Raw genomic sequence first — 19,419 nt, 5'->3', positions numbered from 1 at the left:
CCCGCTTTTTCCCATGCCTCCCGGGGTCTCCGCCGCGCCCCCGACGGCCCTCCGAGGGCCCGGCCTCCCCGGAGGTGGTCCGCGTTCTTGTTCGGTTCTCCTGACACGCCTGGTCGACAGACAACCCTTTGATTACTCTTTGTAATCTATCGTGTTCTCTGTGTTGGTGTCGTACGTTGCACCACCCAGCACGGAGAGGACGCAGAGCCATGACCGTGGAAAGAAGAGACGAGCCGGGCCGACACACACGGGTGGACCGCAGGACCGTTCTGCGGGGAACCGCCCTCGCCGCCGGGGGAGTGCTCCTCGGCGGGATCGCCGGGATCCCCGCCGCGGACCGGGCCTCCGCGGCCACGCGACCCAAGGTGTACACGCGCGCCGACTGGGGGGCGCGCGCTCCGAAGAACAAGATCGAGGTCGTGCGCCGCGGGGCCACGCACATCGTCGTGCACCACACCGCCACGGCGAACGCGTCCGACACCTCGACCTCGCACGCCGCGTCGCTGTCGCGCTCCATCCAGCGGTACCACATGGACACCAACGGGTGGAGCGACATGGGGCAGCAGTTCACCATCAGCCGCGGCGGCCACATCATGGAGGGGCGCGACCAGAGCCTGCGGGCCGTCAGCGCGGGACACCACGTCCTCGGCGCGCACACCGCCAACCACAACGAGCACGCGATCGGGATCGAGAACGAGGGCACCTACACCTCGGCGAGCCCGCCCGCGGCCCTGCTGGACTCGTTGGCGGACACCTGCGCCTGGCTGTGCCTGGCCTACCGGCTGGACCCCGACGAGGCCATCGTCGGCCACCGCGACTTCAACGCGACGGGCTGCCCCGGCGACAAGCTCTACGCGGCGCTTCCCCGACTCCGCTCCACCGTCCGGAGCAGGATGCGGGAACAGCTCGCCCATCCGGGCGCGGCGGCGGTCGCGGCACCGGAGCCCGACCAGCTGCCGACCTACCCCGACGTGCCGCGGGACGAACAGGTGAGGCCCTACAGTCACGGACCCGCTGTCGGTGAGCGCGACACGTTCACGTGACCTCTCCGGTCCGCCGGAGGGACACGGGCACCGGGCCCGTCACGGCCGCGCCGTGGCGGGCCCCCTGATCAGGGCCGGTACGCGCCGGTGACCAGCCAGGCCGTACTCCGGGCCCGGAACCCGAGGGTGACCGCGCGGGCGAGGATCCACACCCCGAAGGCGACCCACAGGCTCACCAGCGCCCACAGGGGGCCGTCCGCCAGCCGCGGCAGGACCAGGGCGAACGGCAGGAAGACCAGCATCGTCCACAGGGACGCCCACGCCAGGTAGCGTTGGTCCCCGGCGCCCATCAGCACGCCGTCCAGCACCATGGTCACCCCGCTCAGCGGCTGCAGCAGCGCGACCACCACCAGCGAGGACGTGATCAGGACGCGCACCTCGGGGTCGGAGGTGAACGGGATCCACGCCCACGGCAGCGCCAGGAACACCAGCGCCGCGAAGACCAGGCCCAGCCCCACGCCCCACTCCACCATGCGCCGCGTGGCGTCCCGGGTGCCCTGGACGTCCCCCGCGCCCAGGTAGCGACCCACGATGGACTGCCCGGCGATGGCGATCGCGTCCATGGCGAACACCAGCAGCGCCCAGATGTTGTGGCTCACCTGGTGCGCGGCGATCGACGCGTCGCCCAGCCGTGCCGCCACCGCCGTGGTCACCAGGGCCACCACGCGCATCGACACGCTGCGCAGGAACAGGGCGAACCCCGCCGAGGCCGAGGCGCGCAGGCCCGCCGTCGTGGGCGTGAGCGACACGCCCTCGCGCCGGGCGGCGCGCGCGATCGTCATCACGTACCAGAGCGCGCCCCCGCCCTGGGCGAGGACCGTCGACCAGGCCGAACCCGCGATGCCCCAGTCCAGGACCAGCACGAACACCGAGCACAGCACCGCGTTGGCCACGTAGGAGCAGACCGCCACCACCAGCGGGGTCCGGGCGTCCTGGAGGCCCCGCAGCACACCGGTGCCCGCCATGACGATGAGCAGGAACGGCGTGCTGAGCAGGCTGATGCGCAGGTAGGTCAGGGCGTGGGGCGCCACGTCGGGCGAGGCGCCCAGCGCCTCCACCATCACCGGGCCGAGCGGCCAGCCGATCGTGACGGCCGTGAGGCCGAGAAGGACAGCGAGCCACAGCCCGTCCACGCCGTCCCGCACGCCCCCGGGGATGTCGCCCGCACCGAACCTGCGCGAGACCGCCGCGGTGGTGCCGTAGGCGAGGAAGACGCAGACGGCCACGAGCGTGAGCAGCACCTGCCCGGCCACGCCCAGGCCGCCGAGCGCCTCGGTGCCCAGCGTGCCGACGATCGCGGAGTCGGTGAGCAGGAACAGGGGCTCGCTGATGAGCGCGAAGAACGTCGGGACCGCCAGGGCGAGGATCTCGCGGTCGTGGCGGTGCCGGAAAGGGGCGGCCGAAAGCAGTCGTGGCATGACCAGCACACAGTATCGGACACGCGTTCTACGCGGGTGTGGAGTTGTCCACACCCCGGCCGAAGCCTGTGGATAACCTGTGGAAACACGCCCTGTGAGGCATCTTGCACCCCCTGACTGCATCCTGCGTTTTAGCAGGTCAAGGGCTATATGCAGTGGTCGTGGCAAAGTTATCCACAGGTGATGTGCACAACCCCGGTCCGGGATGCCCTGCGGGGCACCGGACATGGTGGTAAGGGACGTGTCCACAACCTCCGGCCAAGGCGCCTCCGGCATCCGTCATGGGGCATCCTGGAAGGGTCGGCCCGTTCCCGGGCCGACGGAAGTACCGTCCCGGGGGAGCGTTCGTGAGTGTCGCTGAGCAGCCACCTGAAGAAGGCGGATACGAGCGCACCCCGCCCCACGACATCCAGGCCGAGCAGAGCGTGCTCGGCGGCATGCTGCTGTCCAAGGACGCCATCACGCAGGTCGTGGAGATCATCCGCTCCGCGGACTTCTACCGGCCCGCGCACCAGATCATCTACGAGAGCGTCGTCGACCTCTTCTCCCGAGGCGAGCCCGTGGACGCCATCTCGGTCAACGCCGAGCTGACCAAGCGCGGCGAGGCGACCCGGGTCGGCGGCGCCCTCTACCTGCACACCCTCACCGAGGCCATCCCGACCGCCGCCAACGCGGGCTACTACGCCAAGATCGTCTCCGACCGCGCGGTCCTGCGCCGCCTGGTCGAGGTGGGCACCCGCATCGCCCAGATCGGCTACGCCGGGGACGGCGAGGTGGACGACCTGGTCGACCACGCCCAGGCCGAGATCTACAAGGTCGCCGAGAAGCGAACCGGCGAGGACTACGTCGCGCTCGCCGACATCATGCCGGGCGCCCTGGACGAGATCGAGGCGATCGGCGCCAACGACGGCACCATGACCGGCGTGCCCACCGGCTTCGCCGACTTCGACGCCCTCACCAACGGCCTCCACCCCGGCCAGATGGTCATCATCGCCGCCCGCCCCGCCGTGGGCAAGGCGTTGGCCCTGGACACGCCCCTTCCGACACCCGGCGGATGGACCACCATGGGGGAGGTGGAGGTCGGCACCGAGCTGATCGCCGCCGACGGGACACCCACCCGGGTGGTCGCCGCCACAGAGGTCATGACCGGGCGCCCCTGCTTCGAGGTCGTGTTCGACGACGGCACCACCGTCGTCGCCGACGGCGACCACCAGTGGCTGACCCACACGCGGGCCTCGCGGCGCGCTGCCCGGGAGGCCGGGCTCCGGGGCGCGGTTCCCCGTGTGCTGCCCGAGGTGCGGACCACCAGGGAGATCGCCCGGACCCTGCGTACGGAGACCGCCGACCGCAGGCTGAACCATTCGGTGGTCAACGCTGCGGCGATCGAGCTGCCCGAACGCGACCTCCCCCTGCCGCCCTACTTCCTCGGCGCCTGGCTCGGTGACGGAGCCTCCGTCGCCGCCCGGGTCACCAGCACTGACCCCGAGGTCCTGCTCAACATCGAGGCCGAGGGACTCGTGACCAAGCCGGTCGGCTCCTCCGGCATGACCTACGGTGTCTTCCTGCCGGAAGAGGACACCGCGCCCGCGGCCCGTGAGTGCGTCGCCAGCCACGGCAGTGTCCAGGCGAGGTTGCGCACCCTCGGGGTTCTGGGGAACAAGCACATCCCCCAGGAGTACCTGCGCGCCTCGGCCGACCAGCGGCGCGCCCTCCTCGCCGGTCTGCTGGACACGGACGGCACGGTGAACGCCACCGGTTCCGTGCAGTTCGCGGTCACCAGCCAGCGCCTGGCGAACGGCTTCCGGGAGCTGGCGCACAGCCTGGGATACCGCACCGGGATGGTGGCCAGGCGGGTCGGCGGCCGGTCGGAGGAATCGTCCACCTGCTACACGGTCACCTTCGGCTCCAGGAGCGAGGTCTTCCGGCTCGAACGCAAGAGGTGTGCGCACCGGGAGCGCGGCGCCGACCGCGGTTACGCGCGGATCGGCTCCCGGTTCGTCACCGAGGTGCGACCGGTGGAGAGCGTTCCGGTGCGCTGCGTCCAGGTGGACCACCCGGACCACCTGTTCCTGGCCACCCGGTCGATGGTCCCCACCCACAACTCGACGCTGGCCCTGGACTTCGCGCGTGCGGCGTCCATCAAGCACGACATGACCGCGGTCTTCTTCAGCCTGGAGATGGGGCGCAACGAGATCGTCATGCGCCTGCTGTCGGCGGAGGCGCGGGTGCCCCTGCACACCATGCGCTCCGGGCTGATGACCGACGAGGACTGGACCCGCCTGGCCAGGCGCATGGGCGAGGTGGCCAACGCGCCCCTGTTCATCGACGACTCCCCGAACATGTCGATGATGGAGATCCGGGCCAAGTGCCGACGGCTCAAGCAGCAGCACGACCTCAAGCTGGTCATCGTCGACTACCTCCAGCTGATGAGCTCCCCCGGCCGGGTGGAGAGCCGCCAGCAGGAGGTCTCGGAGATGTCCCGGTCCCTCAAGCTCCTGGCCAAGGAGCTGGAGGTCCCGGTGGTGGCGCTCTCCCAGCTCAACCGAGGTCCCGAGCAGCGCACCGACAAACGCCCGCAGGTGTCCGACCTTCGCGAATCGGGCAGCATCGAGCAGGACGCGGACATGGTCATCCTGCTCTACCGCGAGGACGTGCACGACAAGGAGTCGCCGCGCGCGGGCGAGGCGGACATCATCGTGGCCAAGCACCGCAACGGCCCCACGGCGGACGTGACCGTGGCCTTCCAGGGCCACTACAGCCGGTTCGTCGACATGGCGCCCGGCTAGCCGCCGCGTCGGGGCCCGCCGTGCCACAGGCCCCGAATATCGGCTAGTCGTAATAGCGGTTTATGGTCAAGCCGATTTGTCGACAAAGCGCTACGCCCGCTTCACGCGGAGTCGCTGACCACGATCCCCTCCCGTAGTTCCAGGTGGCGGCCGGTGAAGCGCTGCCGGGTCCTGCGGTCGTGTGACACGACCACCAGTGTGCCCTCGTAGCGCGTCAGCGCCTCCTCCAGGTCCTCCACGAGACCGGGGGAGAGGTGGTTGGTCGGCTCGTCCAGGAGCAGCAGGTCGTAGGCCCCCGACGTCAGCCGGGCGACCTCGATCCTCCTGCGCTGGCCCACCGACAGGGACGCCACCGGCTGGTCCAGCTCCCCGGGCCGGAAGAGCCCGAGCGAGGCCAGCTCGTCCCGGTGGTCCTCGGCGAAACCGGGCCGCCCCGCGGCGTAGGCGCCGAGCACGGTCTGTCCGGCGGCGAAGGAGCCGTCCTCCTGACGCAGGTAACCCACCCGGCCGGGGACCGAAACCCGTCCCTCGTCGGGGAGGGCGTCCCCGGACAGGACCCGGAGCAGGGTGGTCTTGCCCGCCCCGTTCGGCCCGGTGACCAGCACGCGTTCGCCCGGAGCGAGGTCCAGGCAGGGCACCTCCAGGCGGTGGTCCACCCGGACCCCCTCCAGAGAGGCGGCCGGAGTGCTCTCCCCGGCGCGGGACCCGGTGAACCCGGCGGTCATCCGCAGCGGTACCGGCGGCGGCGCCACCGGGTCGGCGGTCAGCCTCTCCATCCTCTCCTTGGCGTTGCGGACGCGGCCCATGGAACCGTGCGCGGCCCCGCGCATCTTGAACGCCCCGTGGCCGAACGCGGCCTTCTCCATCTTGCGCGGGATGGCCCGCAGCGCCGCGATGCTGTTCTCGGCCAGCCTGCGCTGCCGGGCCAGGTCCGCCCTCCACTCCTCGTACTCGCGGATCCACCGGGCCCTGGCCGAGGCCTTCGCGGCCAGGAACCCGTCGTAGCCGTTGCCGTACCGGCGGATCCGGCGCAGGTCGTGGTCGACCTCCAGGACGGTGTCGGTCACGTTGGCCAGGAACGCCCGGTCGTGGGTGACGGCCACGACCGTGCCCCGGTGGCGGCGGAGCCGGTCCTCCAACCAGGCGACCGCGCGGTCGTCCAGGTCGTTGGTGGGCTCGTCCAGTAGGAGCAGTTCGGGTGAGGCCGCCAGCATCGCGGCCAGGGCCAGGCGCGAGCGCTCCCCTCCGGAGAGGGTCCTCAGCGGGCGGTCGCGGTCCAGGCCGGGAAGGCCCAGCCCGTGCAGTCCGGCGTCGACGCGCGCGTCGGCGTCGTAGCCGCCGCGCGCCTCGAACCGGGCGAGCAGGTCGCCGTAGGCGTCCAGCTCCTCCGGGGTGGCGGAGCCGAGCGTGCTCTCCGCCGCGCGCAGGCGCGCCTCCATGTCGCGCAGGACGGCCAGGGCGGAGTCGATCGCGTCGCCGACGGTGCCGGTGGAGACCCCCACCGCCTCCGGGGTCTGCCCCCCCGCCCCGACCCCTTCCAACGTTTGTCGTAGGAGTCCGACTCCTCCCGGGGCGCGGACCGTGAGGTCTCCGTTGGTGGGCTCCTCCTCCCCGGCGAGCAGGCGCAGCAGCGTGCTCTTGCCGGAGCCGTTGTCGCCGATGACCCCGACGCGCTCACCGGGGCTGATGGTGAGGGTGACACGGTTGAGCACGGTGTGGTCGCCGTAGCGGTGGGTGATGTCGTTGAGGGTGAGCTGGGACCGTGCTCGTACTCGGGCGGTGAGCATGCGCGCCTCCTGATCTGCGGTGTGGCTGGGAGATGAGCCGCGGATCGACGGTGGGGCGCTGGCGTTCCGGGTTTCGGACAGGGCGCGGCGATGGCGCGGGTCCGAGGAAAGGGAACGGTGAGGCCTTCCGTGGTCGACCGCGGTACAGCGACGCCGGGGAGCGCGGGGAGGTCGCCGTGCGGCGCTGGGCGCTGGCGGCGGTGGCTCGGGCGTCGGACGCGGGACTACAGGAAGATCAGCCTCATGTGCAAGACGATACGTCTCGTTTTGTTGGCCGTCAAGCGGAGATTCGTGAGACCGACATCACGGGTTTCGGGGCGACAGGAGGCCTGTAACGGCTAACCACTTTGCTCTTTATGGTCAAGCCGATTTGTCGACAAAGGGATGTGGAGACAGGAGGAGGTCGCCGGGCGGCCCCGCGCGGACTCCGCGGACGACGGGGGGGCCGCCCCGCGGGACGGCCCCCCGCGCTCGCTTCGGTTCACCGCGTACCCGCGCGCCGGAATCGGCGCGGCCCCTCACTCGCCGGGCCCGTCCGTGCGGGGCGCGGCCGGCCCCGGGCAACGGCGAAGGCCTCCCCGCCCGGAGGATCCGGGCGGGGAGGCCTTCGTTCGAACCGCCGGCTAGAGCCAGCGGACCTCGGGGCGGCTCCGACCGTTGTCGTCGGTGACCAGCACCCAGTGCATGATCGGGTGTCCCGACGTCGTCGCGTCGGCGTCCTCACGGGGCTGCGGGACGTTGACCGGCTCGGTCGCGAGACCGGAGAGGCGGTTGGTCCCAGCCGAGAGGCGGGTGCGCCGACGGGTCGTCGAGAACCGAGTGGGGTGGGGTGCACGGTCCGTCCTGCGCGCCATGGGACCCTCCTCGTTTCCGTTTCAGATGTCCCAAGTTAACCCTAAGTTCACCTTCGAGTCAATTCGCCGGATGCCGTGGGCGTGGTCCATCGGGGGTTCGGCCTCCGTGTGGAGGCTGCTTGGAGACATGCCCAGGTCGTGGGGTTCTATGCGTGATGTGCCGAATGCCCTGTGTGACGGTTCTCTGACCTGCGTCGGAGAAAGGAGTATGTCACCCGAAGGGAAGGTTAACAGAAGGTGAACGAGGCACGAAGGAGGCGCTCGGTCCGGCCGCGCGTGCCCGGCGCCGCGCGGCAGCACCGGAGGGGTCCGGCCGTGTACGACGGCCACGGCCCGCCGGGGACCGCCTCCCGCCAGCCCGGCGGGGGCCCGAACACAGCGAGAGCACCCGCCGGGACGGCGGGTGCTCCGCGTGGGCCTTGAGGTGCGGGGTCACTCCTTGAAGATGAGCCCCACGACCTCCAGGTAGAGCTGCTCCGGGTAGGGGATGAAGTCGATCCGGCTCAGGGCCTGGTCCTGACCGGCCGACTCCATCACGAAGGTCCCGTAACCGAGGAAGCGGCCCAGCAGGGTCCGCTCGAACCTCATGTCGGTGACCTTGCCCAGCGGCATCATGTTCACCTGCCGGACGATCAGGCCGGTGGTCAGCAGGAGCCGTGCGGAGGTGATGACGAAGTAGTCCACCGACCACTCCGCTACCCGCCACACGAACCACACCAACACCAGCAGCCACACCCACCAGATGATCGCCAGCGTCGCGGCGCTGGCGGCGATGGAGGTGTTGCTGAGGATCCCGGCGAGGATCAGCGCGCCGAGGACCGCTCCGACCGGACCGATCAGCACCGCGGGGTGCCGACGGATGGTCACCACGTCCTGCTCGTGCGGCAGGAGGTAGCGGTTGACCGACGCAGGAGCGCTGTTACTCGACGCTACGAGCCGCATGCCACCCGACCGTTCCGGTTACAGGAGCGCGTTGACGAAACGGGACATCGACTCCGCGCCCCCCATCAGACCGCCCAGAGCGCTCTCGATCACCCCGGCAGCGCTTTCCGGCTGTGTGAACAGATAGAACGCCACGAAAGCGATGAGCGCGTAGCCGCCCCATTTTTTCAACTTCGCCACGACTGACTCCTCTTGGAATCCACCTGACCCACTAACCCAGCAGTGATTGTCGCACCGACCATCATGCCCGTAAAGCCTGGGGCGCACCCTCGGCGTGGCGGTATGTCGGACCTTCCTCGCATGCGGGCTGTGTCCGGTTCCGGTGGTGTTGGTAACCCAGTGATTGGTGGTCCGGAATGTGGTTCAGGTCCATCGAGGACTATGACATTAAGGACACTGCTGGATATAAGGGGGTAATTCATCTCCCCCTGCGCAGGCCAGCGGAGATCGGACAGGCCGAAAACCTCGGTAGGTCCCGCTCGGAACCGCTAGGACCGCTCGGCGAAGGCCAGCGCGAGCACTTGGAGGTGCTGTCGAGCGATCCGCTCCACGAGGTCGGGGGTCGCCCTGCCGGTCACGTCCTCGGCGCCGTGCCGCGCCGCGTCCACGCACCGGGTGACGGTGGAGGTGTGGTGCACGTCGGAGAACTCCTCGGCCAGCCGGCTCCGCACCGGTTCGAAGCGAGAGTCGCGGGCGGTCGAGGTGGAGGGGTTCTCGTTCATCTCACTCCTTGGGGCTACGGGGGTCGCGCTGTGTGTTCTTTCGGGATCTTTCGGTAGCCGCTGGAGGGTGGACGAAGCGCCGCGCCGGAGGAGGCTCGGGCGTGCGGTGTCAGCGGGCTGAGAGGGAGATCTGGGGTGAGGGGGTGTTTCGGTCCGGCTGGTCTCCGCTTACGGGCGTGCGGGAACCATCATCGCTCCTCTCTGTTACATTACCGTCTCGAAATGAATTCGGCTAATGCAAAGCCGTGTCGGCGCTTGCGCCGGCTCGCCGTGTCCACCAGGGCGGACGGGGGAGTCGGCAGCAGGCATGCCCGATTTTCGGTCGTTCATTCCTCCGGTCGCAAAAAGAGCCGAAAAAGCGCCCAACCGTGATCCGGCGGGCGCTGGGTGCGGACGGGGCGGGTGTGTCTCAGGAGCAGCCGTAGAGGCGGTCGCCCGCGTCGCCCAGCCCCGGCAGGATGAAGCCCTGCTCGTTGAGCCGCTCGTCCACCGCCGCCGTGACCACGCGCAGGGTCGCGCCGTGGTCGGGGTCCAGGTCCTCGGCGAGCCGCTGCTCCACCGCGGTCAGGCCCTCGGGGGCGGCGAGCAGGCAGATCGCGGTGATGTGGTCGGCGCCCCGCTCCACCAAGAGCTTGAGCGCGGCGGCCAGGGTGCCGCCGGTGGCCAGCATGGGGTCCAGCACGTAGCACTGGCGGCCGGACAGGTCCTGCGGCAGCCGGTCGGCGTAGGTGGCGGGCTGGAGGGTGTCCTCGTCGCGGGCCATCCCCAGGAAGCCGACCTCGGCGGTGGGCAGCAGGCGGGTCATCCCGTCGAGCATGCCCAGGCCCGCGCGCAGGATCGGCACCACGAGCGGAGTGGGGCGCGTCAGCTGCGTTCCGGTGGTCTCCACGAGCGGGGTCCGGATAGTGACGTCCGTCACTCGGACGTCCCGGGTCGCCTCGTAGGCGAGCAGGGTCACCAACTCGTCGGTCAGGCGCCGGAAGGTCGGGGAGTCGGTACCCACGTCGCGCAGGGTGGTCAGTTTGTGCGCGACCAGGGGGTGGTCGACGACCAGGGTTTCCAAAGCGTTCTCCGGTTGAGCTGGGACAACAAGACGGTGGCTGGGGAGGAGGCCTGCCCGAGTCTAACCGCGCGCGTCCACCGGACCGGAGGCGCCGCGGGCCGCGTGGTCCCCGCTCCGGACCGGCGCGGCCGCGCGGCCGGGGACGTCCGGGGGGCGCGGGGACGGCGGAGGGGCGAGCAGGGAACCGGTTCTCATGAGAGCGTGGTCCGGAATGACGCGGACCGAGGGGGACGGTGGCACCGGAGTGATCGTTACCATGTCACTCGCACGGGCGATCCGGGATTCCTTCGTCCGCACCGATACACCGGCCGGGTTGGGGTGACGATGACAGTGCTCGATCATGGTGACGACGACTCGGGCGACTTCGCGGCCATCGCGTACAGGGAAGAGGAGTACTGGGACGTCGACCTGCTCCCCGTGACCCTGACGCACGACCTCAAGGGGCTGATCCACGCCCTGCGCCAGCAGCCGAGCATCAGCGGCTCACTCGGCCTGGTCTCGGTCGGCGACGACTTCTTCGTCATCGTGCGGGTCTACGGTGAGGACGTTTCCCTCTTCCTGTCCGACGTGACCGCGTCCGTGGACTGGCAGGTGGCCCGGGACGTTCTGGACTACCTGGACATCGACCAGCCGGACGACGACGACCTGGACCAGGTGCTGCCCGCGGGCGACCTGTCCATCGTGGCCGATCTCGGGCTGGACGAGATGGAGCTGGGCGCCCTGGCGGGCGACCTGGACCTGTACCCCGACGAGGTGCTGGCCAGCGTGTCCGAACGGCTGGGATTCGCCCAGTCCTTCCAGCGTGTACTGGACGGTATGGGGTAAGGACCTGCCGAGAAGAGCATCCGGGCGGACAGGAGAGCACGCGGTGTCGACCTTCGCAGCGGTCTTCGCTCCCAACGGGAGGACGTGGCGGGGAACCGAGGTCGAACTCGGGGACGTGGACGTCATCGACGACGTCACCGAACTGATGCTCGACTTCGCGACCGACCGGGGCAGCGGGGTCTCGATCCTGCTCGTGGAGGCCGACGACGAGTGGTTCGCCATCGTGCGCGCCGACGACGACGGCGGTGAGCCGCGCGTGTACCTCTCCGACGCGCGGGTGGTGCACGACCACCCGCTGGCCTCGGTGCTCTCCGAGGCCGGGGGGCTGGGCGCGCCGCCGCCCTCCGAGAGCGCCGGAGCCCGGCCCGACCCGCGGCCCGACGGCGACGGGAACCTGCTCTCCGACCTGGGCCTGACCGAGGAGGAGCTGCGCTCCCTGTCCGTCGGCGGCGGGGTCCTGCCCAGCGACGTCCTGGCCGTGGTGGCCGAGCGCGCGGGCTTCGCCGAGATCCTCGACGGTATGAGGCTGTGATCGGACGGGACGTCCTCGACGCCGCCCTGCTCGCGGCGATCGCCGAGGGCGAGGCCGCCCTGGAGACGGGTGACGTGCCGGTGGGCGCGGTCGTGCTGGACGCCGACGGCGCCGTCCTGGGCACCGGGCGCAACGAGCGCGAGGCCACCGGCGACCCCACCGCCCACGCCGAGGTGCTGGCGCTGCGGGCCGCCGCACGCGCGCGCGGTGAGTGGCGGCTGGGCGGCTGCACCCTGGTGGTCACCCTCGAACCCTGCACGATGTGCGCGGGAGCGACGGTGCTCTCCCGCGTGGACCGGCTGGTCTACGGCGCGCGGGACGCCAAGGCGGGCGCGGCCGGATCGGTGTGGGACGCGGTCCGCGATCCCCGTCTCAACCACCGCCCGGAGGTCGTCCCGCCGGACCTGGTGCCGCGGGAGCTGTCGGACAGGTGCTCCGATCTCCTGAGCCGGTTTTTCGCACGGCGCCGTATCCGGTAGAGTGTCTCGCGGTGGAGTCGCCTAGTGGCCGATGGCGCCCGCCTCGAAAGCGGGTAAGGGGCAACCCTTCGAGGGTTCAAATCCCTCCTCCACCGCACGAGGCCGATGCTCACGAGGGTGAGCGTTCGGCCGGTAGAGGTAGCGAGGGCCGGTTGGTCCGAGCCGACGCACGGTGTGCGCGGCACGGAGCAACCGGCCCTTCGCGTTTCCCGGATCGGGTTCCGGCGGCCGGAACGGGGTCAGGCGGCCGGAGCGCGGCCCCGGAGCGACCTGTCGGCCTGTCGACAGGTCGTCCCGTCGACAGACCGACAAGCCGGCGGACCGACAAGTCGACAAGCCGCCGTGGCGGCAAGCCGGTGCTGCTACCCCCCGGCGGGGGCCGGGCCGGTGCTGCCCCGGGGCACGAAGCGCGCAGCCGGAGACCACCGCTCCGCCACGGCCGCCCCGTCGGCGCACTCCAGGGCCGACTCCGCGACCGCGACCCCGTACCGGTACACGTCCACGCTCATGGTGGTGAGCGCGGGCTCGGCCAGGCGGCACATGGTCGAGTCGTCCCAGGCCACCAGGCTCAGCTGCTCGGGTACCCGCACGCCCATGCCGCGGGCGGCGTCCAGCCCGGCCACCGCCATCACGTCGTTGTCGTACAGGACCGCCGTCGGCGGGTCCTTCCGCTTGAGCAGTTCGCCGGTGAGCCGGGCGCCCGCCTCGGAGGAGTAGTCGCCCTCAAGAACCACCGGGTCGGGGATCCCCGCGGCCCGGCAGCCCTCCGCGAGGGCCTCCGTGCGGGCGCGTGTGTGCAGCAGCTCCACCGGCCCGGTCACCCGGGCGACGCGCCGGTGGCCCAGTTCCAGCAGGCGTTCCAGCGCCGTCCGGACCGGGGACACGTGGTCGGTCAGGACGGTGGGCGTGGCGGGGTCCGGGACCGGACTGCCCGCGACCACGGCGGGCAGGCCCAGCTCGCGCAGCACGGCGGGGCGCTCGTCCCCCTCGGTCGGGTTGACCACCACGACCGCGTCCACCAGCCGCCGCTCCGCCCACCGGCGGTAGGCGGCCAGCTCGGCCTCCCGGCCGGTCACCAGGTGCAGCAGGACCGACATGTCGCGCTCGGCCATCCGCTCCTCGATCCCGGCGATGAACTCCATGAAGAAGGGCTCGGCGCTCAGCAGGCGGCGCGGCCTGGCCAGGACCAGCCCGACCGCGCCTCCGGTCCCGGACCCGTCCATCACGCCCGCCGCGCGCGCAGGGAGTTGGCCGAGCGCAGGACGGGGGCGGCGGTCAGCGCCGCCGGGTCGACCTCCGCCCCGGTGCGCACCAGGAAGCTGTGCGTCTCCCCGGCCAGCAGGTCCACGAGCATGTCGTCCGCCTCGGCGTCGGGGGCCACCCGGTCGGCCAGCACGGAGACGTCCCTGGCGAAGGACGAGGCGCGCACCTCCACCCGGTAGCCGCCCTCCACGGGAGTGGCGGTGGCGGTCAGCGCGTCGGGGTCGTAGGACAGGTGGACGTCCTCGCGGAAGGGCCGCACGAGGCGGGCGTCGCGGGTCGTGGCCACGAGCACCTCCTCCTTCGCGTCCCCGGCCGCGAGCAGCTCCCGGGCCAGGTCGAACTCCGCCGCGGAACGGGGCGGCACGGCCAGCTCGATCCTAGCGGTGTGCAGCACCTCGCCCCCGAAGGTCTGGCGCTCCGCGCTGACCGGCTCCGACCAGGCCTCGTCGGTGTCGTTGACGGCCACCAGCACCAGCCGTCCGTCCCGGGGCTGGACGGTGAGCAGGCGCGGCGCGTAGGCGCGGCGCAGCCCGTACCAGAGCGGCTTGGGGCGCTCCTCGCCGTCCACGGCCGCCCAGGAGGTGACCGGCCAGCAGTCGTTGATCTGCCAGACCAGGGAGCCCGCGGTGCGCGGCCACCAGGATCGGAAGTGCTCGATGCCGAACGCCACCGCGCGGGCCTGGTTGAGCTGGGTGGCCCAGTGCCAGTCCTCGAAGCTCCTCGGCGTGGGCAGGTGGGCGGACAGGCCCCGGGCGAGCTTGCCGTTGCCGTCATCGGCCTTCTGGTGCAGCAGGAAGGCGGGCGAGGTGGGCGTGAGCGGCTCGTCGTGCACCCAGTCGGTGAGGGTGGCCCAGGTGGGCGGCCCCTGGAAGCCGAACTCGGAGCAGAACCGGGGCACGTGGTCCTGGTAGGCCCGGTAGTCGGTCTGGTTCCACACGGTCCACTCGTGGCGGGTGCCGTGCGCCTCGTCGTTGGGGTGGACCTCCTTCGGGGCGTACCCCGGGGTGTAGGGGCTGCCGTCGGCGTAGAACCGGGTGGGGTCGAGCTCGGCCACGACGCGGGGGAAGAGGTCGGTGTAGTAGCCGTAGCCCCAGGTCCGGTCCCCGAGCCGCTCCTGCCAGCCCCAGTCCATGAAGCCCCAGAGGTTCTCGTTGCCGCCGTTCCACAGCGCCAGCGAGGCGTGCGAGGTCAGGCGCGCGACGTTCTCCCGGGCCTCGGCCTCGAACTCACTCCACAGCGGCTCCTCCTCGGGGTAGGCGGCGCAGGCCAGGAGGAAGTCCTGCCACACGAGGACGCCGCGCTCGTCGCAGACGTCGTAGAAGTCCTCGCTCTCGTAGATCCCGCCGCCCCACACGCGCAGCATGTTCATGTGCGCGCCGACGGTCTGGTCCACGCGCCGTGCCAGGCGCTCGCGCGTGATCCGGGTGAGGAAGTGGTCGTCGGGGATCCAGTTGGCGCCCTTGACGAAGATCGGCTTGCCGTTGACCACGACGGTGAAGGGGGTGCCGTGCTCGTCGGGAGCGGTGTCCACGGTGATGGTGCGAAAGCCCACGCGGCGGTCCTCGGAGCCCAGCGGCCCGGCCTCCCCGTCCGCGGTCAGGGTGACGGACAGGTCGTACAGGGGCTGGTCGCCGTGGCCGACCGGCCACCACAGGCGGGCGTCGGGCACCTCGACCACGACCACGCCGCTCTCCGCGCCGGGAGCCACGTCGGCGGCGGCCCGCACACCGGCGACCTCGGCCGCCAGGACCAGGCCGGAACCGGGAGCGCTCCCGGACCACTCGACGTCGGCGTGCACCTCCACCCGGCCGGTGCCGTCCCCGCCCACGGTGACCAGCGGGCGCACCTGGGACAGGCGGGCGGTGCGCCACCGCTCCAGGCGCACGGGCTTCCAGATCCCGGCGGTCTGGAGGTCGGGTCCCCAGTCCCAGCCGAAGGAGCAGGCCATCTTGCGGACCATGTTGTACGGGTGCGTGTTGGTGTGCGGCCGCTCGCCGAGTTCCCCGCGGACCTCCTCGGCGTACTCCAGCGCGGACCGGAAGTCGACCACGAGTTCGTTGGTCCCGGCGCGCAGCGCGTCGCGCACGTCGAAGCGGTATCCGCGGTGCATGTTGGCGGTGGTGCCGAGCACGGTGCCGTTGAGCTCCACGGTGGCCACCGTGTCCAGGCCGTCGAAGGCCAGGTCGACGCGCTCGCCGTCCTCGACGGCGTCGGCCTCGAAGGTGAGGGAGTAGCGCCAGCCCGCGCGGTGCATCCAGGCCAGTTCGGTCTCGTTGCTGTCCAGGTAGGGCTCGGGGATCAGACCGGCGGCCAGCAGGTCCAGGTGGGTGCTTCCGGGGACCCGGGCGGGGACGGTGCGGCCCGCGACGTTCTCCGGGACGGGCCCGCTCGTCGCGGACAGCAGCCAGCCGTCGTGCAGGGTGTGACGGATCATCTGTGCCTCTCGGGGGCTTCGGGGGCGGGGACGCCCGGCGTGTCCGCGGAGCACGCTCCGCGGGGCGTCGCGGTCGTCGTCGGGTGGCGGTCCCTCTTGCGCGAACCAGCCACCTCGGGGATTCTTACTTTTCCGAACAAAGTAAGTCAACCCTGTTCCCGACCACGAAGGACGTGGCGACCGTGGCATCGCACCGCCCCCTCTCCGGCGGCTCCGACCTCCCCCACCTGCGCGCCGCCGGGGTGAGCCTCCTGCTGGACCTGACCGGCGAGACCCTGCCCCGGGTCCTGCACTGGGGCTCCGACCTGGGCGACCTCTCCCGCCGGGAGCTGGACGACCTGCGCCTGGCGCTGAGCCCGCAGCCCATCGGGTTCTCCGTGGACGGGCCGGTGGAGGTGGCCGTGCTCCCCGAGCAGTCCGCCGGCTGGCTCGGCACGCCGGGCCTGGTCGGCAACCGGGGCGGCGCCGACTTCTCCACCGCCTTCCGCGTGCGCGAGTCCGCGGTGGAGCACGGCTCCCCGGAGGGCGGGCGCCTGACCGTCCGCGCCGAGGACGCCCGGGCCGGGCTCGTACTGGACCTCGTGGTCGAACTGGCCCCCTCGGGCCTGGTCCGCCAGCGCGCCACCGTCACCAACGGGGCCGCGTCCCCCTTCGCCGTGGACGCCGTCAACCTCGTCCTCCCCGTCCCGGCCGAGGCGGTCGAGCTGCTCGACTTCGGCGGGCGCCACATGCGCGAGCGCAGCCCGCAGCGGACCGCCTTCACCCAGGGCCTGCGGGTGCGCGAGAACCGCACCGGGCGCACGGGGTACGACGCGGCCCACCTGCTGGCCGCGGGAACGCACGGCTCCGGCAACCGCTCCGGCGAGGTGTGGGCCGTGCACACGGCCTGGTCGGGCAACCACCGCACCTTCGCCGAGCGCACCTACCACGCGGTGTCCCTGCTGGGCTCGGGCGAGCTGCTGCTCTCCGGGGAGGTCGTGCTGGCCGAGGGGGAGTCCTACACCACCCCGTGGCAGTACGGCTCGCACGGGCACGGCCTGGACGAGGTCTCCGCCCGCTTCCACCGGCACCTGCGCTCGCGCCCGCACCACCCCTCCACACCGCGCTCGGTGGTCGTCAACACCTGGGAGGCCGTGTACTTCGACCACGACCTCGACCGGCTGCGCGAGCTGGCCGACGCCGCCGCCCGCGTGGGCGCCGAGCGGTTCGTGCTCGACGACGGCTGGTTCGGCTCGCGCCGCGACGACCGGCGCGGCCTCGGCGACTGGTACGTCTCCGACGAGGTGTGGCCGGACGGGCTGGGCCCGCTCACCGACCACGTCACCGGGCTCGGCATGCAGTTCGGGCTGTGGGTGGAGCCGGAGATGGTCAACGAGGACTCCGACCTGGCCCGCGCGCACCCCGACTGGATCATGGCCGCGGGCGACCGGCTGCCCCGGCCGGCGCGCTCCCAGCAGGTGCTCGACCTGGCCCGCCCGGAGGCGTTCGCGTACGTCTTGGAGCGCCTGGACGACCTGCTGTCCGCCTACCCGGTCTCCTACCTCAAGTGGGACCACAACCGGGACCTGGTGGACGCCGGGCACCGGCCGACCGGGCGGGCCGGGGTCCACGGCCAGACCCTGGCGGTCTACCGGCTGATGGACGAACTGCGCCGCCGCCACCCGGGCGTGGAGATCGAGTCCTGCTCGTCCGGCGGCGGGCGGGTGGACCTGGGAGTGCTGGAGCGCACCGACCGCGTGTGGGTCTCCGACTGCATCGACGCCCTGGAGCGGCAGGACATCCAGCGGTGGACCAACGCGCTCGTCCCGCTGGAGCTGATGGGCACCCACGTGGGGGCGGGCACCGCGCACACCACCGACCGCCGCCACACCGTCGACTTCCGGGCCGGGACCGCCCTGTTCGGGCACTTCGGGATCGAGTGGGACCTCACCCGGGCCGACGGCGCCGAGCTGGCCCGCCTGCGGGAGTGGGTGGAGCTGTACAAGGAGCTGCGCGGTCTGCTGCACACGGGAACCGCCGTGCACGGCGACCACCCGGACCCGGCGGTCCGGGTGCACGGCGTGGTCGCCGAGGACCGGTCCGAGGCGCTCTACGCGATCGTCGCCACGGGGACCTCGGAGCTGTACCCGACCGGGCCCGTCCGGCTGCCGGGTCTGAACCCCGAGGCGGTCTACCGGGTCCGCCCGCAGGCGCCCGGGGACGTGCCCGACGGCAACGCCCACCGGTGGGGGGTGCCGCTGCCCTGGTGGACCCCCGAGGGCGTCCGCGTCAGGGGCGCGGTGCTGGAGAACGCGGGACTCCAGGCGCCGGTGCTCTTCCCGGAACGGCTGGTCCTGGTGCGTGCCACCCGGCTCTGAACCCGGTCGCGGGCCGGTGCACGGGAGGGCCGGGTGCGGTGCGTCCGGAGGGGCGCGGCGTTCCGTCGTGCGCGGCGGCACGGGTGTGACGGGTGCGGCCCGGGTGCGGCCCGGGTGCGGCGGGGCTATCCCCGCGGCTCCCGGGCGCAGGCGTCCAGCACCGTGCCCGCGAAGTCGGTGACCAGGCGGTTCCAGGTGCGCCAGCGCAGCATCGCGTGCACGTCCAGGGGCACCCGGACGAACTCCGCGGACTCCGCCACGCGGGCGATCCGCGCGGTGTGGTCGGCCGACGCCCGGGGACTGGTGGTCAGGTCGCGGGAGCCGTGGGCGAGGAGCACGCGTCGGCCGAGCAACTGCTCCACCGGTTCCCCCTCGGGAATCCACGGGGCCAGCGCCGCGACGCCGCGCACTCCGGGCAGCCCGCCCGAGCGCAGGGCCACGCGCCCGCCCAGCGAGTGGCCGACGAGGACCACCGGCACGCCGCCCAGGTGGCGCCTGACCTCGTCGACCGCGCGTCCGGCGTCCTCCAGGGATGACCGTCCGTCGCCGTTCCACCCGCGCACGCGGTTGCGCACCCGCCACACGGCCAGTCCGCGGTCGCCGTGCGCGCGGGCCAGCGCGGAGGCGAACGGGTCCATCCGCCGGACGGCGAGCTGTCGCTGTTCTGTGCTCATCAGCCCGGTGACCTGGCCGCCGTGCAGCACGATGGCCACCGCGGCCACCGGGCGGGGCGGCGCCCACCGGGTGATCCATGGGCCCAGCGGCCCTAGGGGCCGCTCGGCCGACCGGGGGCGGTGCGTGGGAGAAGCACGCATGCTCGGTGGACTCCCTTCTGAGGGGGACCGCGCGGCACGGCGCCGCTCGGTTCGGTCTCCCCGGGTTCTTCGGAGCCGGGGCCGTGCCGGATTGCCCGC

Annotated in this window: 16 protein-coding genes and 1 tRNA gene; 7 read left to right on the top strand and 10 right to left on the bottom strand. The window is 72.0% G+C overall.

Translation table 11 applies throughout. The annotated features are described in order from the left end of the window. The first annotated feature begins 209 nt into the window (after positions 1-209). Entirely contained in the window at positions 210-1,043 is an 834-nt protein-coding gene (locus PV789_RS29620) for a peptidoglycan recognition protein family protein (protein ID WP_274975568.1), read from the top strand. Positions 1,044-1,111: 68 nt separating this feature from the next. On the opposite strand, the gene PV789_RS29615 is transcribed toward PV789_RS29620, so the two are convergent. Then, positions 1,112-2,461: an MATE family efflux transporter gene (locus PV789_RS29615; protein ID WP_274975567.1), complete on the bottom strand. Its 1,350-nt coding sequence runs from the start codon at positions 2,459-2,461 to the stop codon at positions 1,112-1,114. A gap of 347 nt (positions 2,462-2,808) precedes the next feature. Here PV789_RS29615 and dnaB point away from each other — a divergent pair, with 347 nt between their 5' ends. After that, entirely contained in the window at positions 2,809-5,247 is a 2,439-nt protein-coding gene (gene dnaB / locus PV789_RS29610; protein ID WP_274975566.1) for a replicative DNA helicase, read from the top strand. 101 nt (positions 5,248-5,348) lie between these two features. On the opposite strand, the gene abc-f is transcribed toward dnaB, so the two are convergent. The 6 genes from abc-f to upp form a co-directional block, all read right to left on the bottom strand. Further along, the gene (gene abc-f / locus PV789_RS29605; protein WP_274975565.1) at positions 5,349-7,034 is read right to left on the bottom strand and encodes a ribosomal protection-like ABC-F family protein; all 1,686 of its coding nucleotides are present in this window, start codon (positions 7,032-7,034) and stop codon (positions 5,349-5,351) included. Positions 7,035-7,657: 623 nt separating this feature from the next. Further along, positions 7,658-7,888 carry a hypothetical protein gene (locus tag PV789_RS29600; RefSeq protein WP_274975564.1) on the bottom strand — a complete coding sequence of 77 codons (231 nt, stop codon included), beginning with the start codon at positions 7,886-7,888 and terminating at the stop codon, positions 7,658-7,660. A 432-nt stretch (positions 7,889-8,320) separates the two neighbouring features. Continuing rightward, positions 8,321-8,830, bottom strand: a complete 510-nt coding sequence (locus PV789_RS29595) for a PH domain-containing protein (RefSeq protein WP_130395880.1) — start codon at positions 8,828-8,830, stop codon at positions 8,321-8,323. Positions 8,831-8,848: 18 nt separating this feature from the next. Beyond that, complete coding sequence (locus PV789_RS29590; RefSeq protein ID WP_013155824.1) at positions 8,849-9,010, bottom strand: hypothetical protein; 162 nt, start codon at positions 9,008-9,010, stop codon at positions 8,849-8,851. A 308-nt stretch (positions 9,011-9,318) separates the two neighbouring features. Beyond that, positions 9,319-9,552 carry a hypothetical protein gene (locus PV789_RS29585; RefSeq protein ID WP_274975563.1) on the bottom strand — a complete coding sequence of 78 codons (234 nt, stop codon included), beginning with the start codon at positions 9,550-9,552 and terminating at the stop codon, positions 9,319-9,321. Between the two features lie 409 nt (positions 9,553-9,961). Beyond that, complete coding sequence (gene upp, locus PV789_RS29580; protein ID WP_047868372.1) at positions 9,962-10,615, bottom strand: uracil phosphoribosyltransferase; 654 nt, start codon at positions 10,613-10,615, stop codon at positions 9,962-9,964. Positions 10,616-10,939: 324 nt separating this feature from the next. On the opposite strand from upp, the gene PV789_RS29575 reads away from it, so the two are divergent. From PV789_RS29575 to PV789_RS29560, 4 genes are all read left to right on the top strand, one after another. Further along, positions 10,940-11,440 (top strand): tRNA adenosine deaminase-associated protein, encoded by a 501-nt coding sequence (locus PV789_RS29575; protein WP_043705448.1) that lies wholly within the window; start codon positions 10,940-10,942, stop codon positions 11,438-11,440. A gap of 43 nt (positions 11,441-11,483) precedes the next feature. Then, positions 11,484-11,972, top strand: a complete 489-nt coding sequence (locus PV789_RS29570) for a tRNA adenosine deaminase-associated protein (RefSeq protein WP_274975562.1) — start codon at positions 11,484-11,486, stop codon at positions 11,970-11,972. Continuing rightward, positions 11,969-12,451, top strand: a complete 483-nt coding sequence (locus PV789_RS29565; RefSeq protein WP_274975561.1) for a nucleoside deaminase — start codon at positions 11,969-11,971, stop codon at positions 12,449-12,451. The genes PV789_RS29570 and PV789_RS29565 overlap by 4 nt, the downstream gene beginning before the upstream one ends. A 10-nt stretch (positions 12,452-12,461) precedes the next feature. Continuing rightward, a tRNA-Ser gene (locus PV789_RS29560) sits at positions 12,462-12,546 on the top strand. Positions 12,547-12,813: 267 nt separating this feature from the next. Here PV789_RS29560 and PV789_RS29555 read toward each other — a convergent pair. Beyond that, on the bottom strand, positions 12,814-13,674 hold the full coding sequence (locus tag PV789_RS29555) for a LacI family DNA-binding transcriptional regulator (RefSeq protein WP_274975560.1): 861 nt from the start codon (positions 13,672-13,674) through the stop codon (positions 12,814-12,816). Beyond that, positions 13,674-16,148, bottom strand: a complete 2,475-nt coding sequence (locus PV789_RS29550) for a glycoside hydrolase family 2 protein (RefSeq protein WP_274975559.1) — start codon at positions 16,146-16,148, stop codon at positions 13,674-13,676. Before PV789_RS29550 ends, PV789_RS29555 begins: the two co-directional genes overlap by 1 nt. Positions 16,149-16,321: 173 nt before the next feature. Between PV789_RS29550 and PV789_RS29545 the strand changes: the two genes are divergently transcribed. Further along, positions 16,322-18,505 carry an alpha-galactosidase gene (locus PV789_RS29545; RefSeq protein ID WP_274975558.1) on the top strand — a complete coding sequence of 728 codons (2,184 nt, stop codon included), beginning with the start codon at positions 16,322-16,324 and terminating at the stop codon, positions 18,503-18,505. 125 nt (positions 18,506-18,630) lie between these two features. Here PV789_RS29545 and PV789_RS29540 read toward each other — a convergent pair whose 3' ends face one another. Next, on the bottom strand, positions 18,631-19,320 hold the full coding sequence (locus tag PV789_RS29540; protein ID WP_274975557.1) for an alpha/beta hydrolase: 690 nt from the start codon (positions 19,318-19,320) through the stop codon (positions 18,631-18,633). Positions 19,321-19,419: the final 99 nt, after the last annotated feature.

Origin of the sequence: Nocardiopsis camelliae, assembly GCF_028993595.1 — a bacterium.
Taxonomy (GTDB): Bacteria; Actinomycetota; Actinomycetes; order Streptosporangiales; family Streptosporangiaceae; genus Nocardiopsis; species Nocardiopsis dassonvillei.
The sequence above is the reverse complement of the archived record's forward strand: the minus strand, read 5'-3'. Positions and strand labels throughout refer to the sequence as shown.